Origin of the sequence: Streptomyces aureus (assembly GCF_001418135.1) — a bacterium.
GTDB classification, from domain to species: Bacteria; Actinomycetota; Actinomycetes; order Streptomycetales; family Streptomycetaceae; genus Streptomyces; species Streptomyces aureus_A.
In genome coordinates, this window is record NZ_LIPQ01000623.1 from 1 (window position 1) to 2675 (window position 2675).

The 2675-nt window shown below is 76.1% G+C and carries 1 protein-coding gene and 1 pseudogene; both read left to right on the plus strand.

What is annotated here, in order from left to right:
- A pseudogene (locus AOK00_RS35260) lies at window positions 1–1411 on the plus strand (ATP/GTP-binding protein); the annotation flags it as partial.
- 164 nt (window positions 1412–1575) lie between these two features.
- Window positions 1576–2675 (plus strand): PucR family transcriptional regulator ligand-binding domain-containing protein (locus AOK00_RS35265; RefSeq protein WP_055604188.1); only part of this gene is annotated, 1100 nt, incomplete at its 3' end.

Genomic DNA, 2675 nt, shown 5'->3' on the forward strand with positions numbered 1-2675 from the left:
CGCCCTGGTCAGGACGCTGATCGACCAGGGCGCGGCCGCGGGCGCCCATCCGTCCGGCGACCGCGATCTGCCCCACCGTTCGGCCACCCACGATCTGCTCCTGGACCAGGTCCGGATCGGCCGGTACGTGTCCGCCGAGCGCACCCCGCACCCGTACCACGGCGCCGGTCTCGCGCTCGACCCCGGCCTCGTCGGCACCTCCCTCCTCGCGGTGGGCCCCTCCGGGACGGGCAAGACCCGCTCCCTCGTCGCGCCCGTCGTCGAGTCCCTCACCCTCCAGGCGCTCACGGGTGCCTGCGCGATCGTCGCGGTCGGTGCGGCGGGAACCCCGCTCGGCCCCGACGAGGCGTACGACGTCGTGATCCGGCTCGGTGACCCGGCCTCCCGGTACGACCTCGACCTGTACGCCGGGGTCACCGACCCGGACGAGGCTGCCGCGTTCCTCGCCGAGGGGCTCGTCGGTGACGTGGAGGGCGTGGAGACCCGGCGCGCCGCGACCGTCCTGGCCCAGATCATCGGCCCCTACCGGGCCGCGTACGGGCTCTTTCCGACCGTGCCGGTCCTGCGGGAACTGCTCGAAGCCCGCCCCGAGGCCCTTACGGCTCTGCTCGACCTGCTGCCCGCCGACGGAGCACAGGCCATGCGCCGCGAGCTGGACTCCCGGATCCGCCAGGTCGGCACCGCGACCGACCTGGGCCCGGTGCTCGCGGACCGGCTCGCCGCACTCGACCGGCCCGTCTTCGCCGAGTTCTTCGGCGGCGGCCGCGAGGTGCGGCCGTTCTCCCTGGCCGCCGTCGCCCAGCACCCGATGCGCGTGCGGATCAGCCTGCCGGAGGGCGGCCACGAGGAGGCCGCGCGGCTTCTGAACCGGCTGCTCCTCGCCCAGTTCCAGGCCGTCACCCGGGACCGGGCGGGCCGCGGCCACACCGCCTTCCTGGCACTCGACGACGCGGCCGGCGCGCTCACGCCGGGGACCGTACGTGCCCTCCAGCGGCTGCGGCCCCAGAAGGCGGCCGTCGTCCTCGCCCTCCGCACCCTCGCGGAGGTCCCCGAGGCGCTGCACGGGCCCCTCCTCGCGGTCGTCGGCTGCCGGATGGCCTTCTCCGGACTGCCCACCTGGGACGGCCGGGCGTTCGCGGAGGCGTGGGGCACCGAACGGGTGGAGACCACCGAGGTGGCCCACCACACCGTGTTCGCGGACCAGCCCATGACCCGGGCCTTCCACGCCCTGCGCAAACTGGTGACCGGCAAGGCCGTGACCACCGAGGCCGTGACCGTGCGGGAAGTGGAGCGGCAGCGGTGGTCGGCGTCCGATCTCGCCCACGACGTTCCCGCCGGGCACGCCGTCCTGTCCCTCACCCATGTGCGGGGCGAGCACACGCCACCCCTGCTCGTGGACCTGCGGGGCTGAGGCGGGCCCGGGGCGGACCGGGGCGGCGCCGGGCCGAGGGCCGCCCGCCCCGGCGCGTCACCCGCGCGTCCCCGAGCCGGAGCGGGCATCGCCCCGCCCTGGCACAATCGGGGTCGCCGCTCGGCTGAGCGGCGACCCCTCGCTCAAAGGTTCGACGGTCCCCAATGCCGCCCACCCTCGCCTCCCTCGTCCAGCACTCCTCCCTGAAGCTCGTCGTCCGGGCGGGGGAGGACCGGCTGGACACCCCCGTCCGCTGGGCGCACGTCAGCGAGCTCGCCGACCCCGTTCCGTACATGGAGGGCGGCGAGCTCCTCCTCACCACCGCGCTCACCCTCGACGCGGAGGACCTGGAGGCGATGCGCCGCTACGTGCGGCGGCTGCTGGGCGCGGGGGTCGTCGGGCTCGGCTTCGCCGTCGGGGTCAACTACGACGAGATCCCGCCCGCCCTGCTCGACGCCGCCCGCGACGAGCACCTGCCCCTCCTCGAAGTGCCGCGCCGGACTCCCTTCCTCGCCATCAGCAAGGCCGTGTCCGCGGCCATCTCCGCCGACCAGTACCGCGCCGTCACCGCCGGCTTCGAGGCCCAGCGCGAGCTGACCCGCGCCGCGCTCGCCGAAGGCCCCGAGGCCGTCGTCGCCCGGCTCGCCGCCCATGTCGACGGCTGGGCCGCGCTCTACGACACCTCCGGCACCGTCGTCGCCGTCTCGCCCGACTGGGCGGCACGCCGGGCCGCACGCCTCACCTCCGACGTCGAGCGGCTGCGCGACCGGCCCGCGCCCGCGAGCGCCGTCGTCGGCGGTACGGACGACCGCGTCGAGCTCCAGTCGCTCGGCACCGGACGGCGCGTCCGCGGCGCCCTCGCCGTCGGCACCGGCGCACCCCTCGGGACGGCCGAGCGGTACGCGGTGCACTCGGCGATCGCCCTGCTCACCCTCACGACGGAACGCTCCCGTTCGCTCCAGGCCGCCGAACAGCGCCTCGGCGCCGCGGTCCTGAAGATGATGCTCGCCGGTCAGCCGGACCACGCGCGTGCGGTGGCCGGTGATGTGTACGGCGGGCTGCTCGACGCCCCCTTCCGGCTCCTCGTCGCCGAACCCGCCGGAGGCGACCCCACCGGCGAACCGGCGCTCCAGGTCCTCGCCGAGGCCCTGGAGTCGGCGGCCGCACGCGCGGGTGAGGCGGTGCTCACCGTCCCCGAGAGCGACCAGCGTCTCGTCGTCCTCGCCGGCGACGACCGCGCCCGCGTCGCCGGCGAGGACGACGA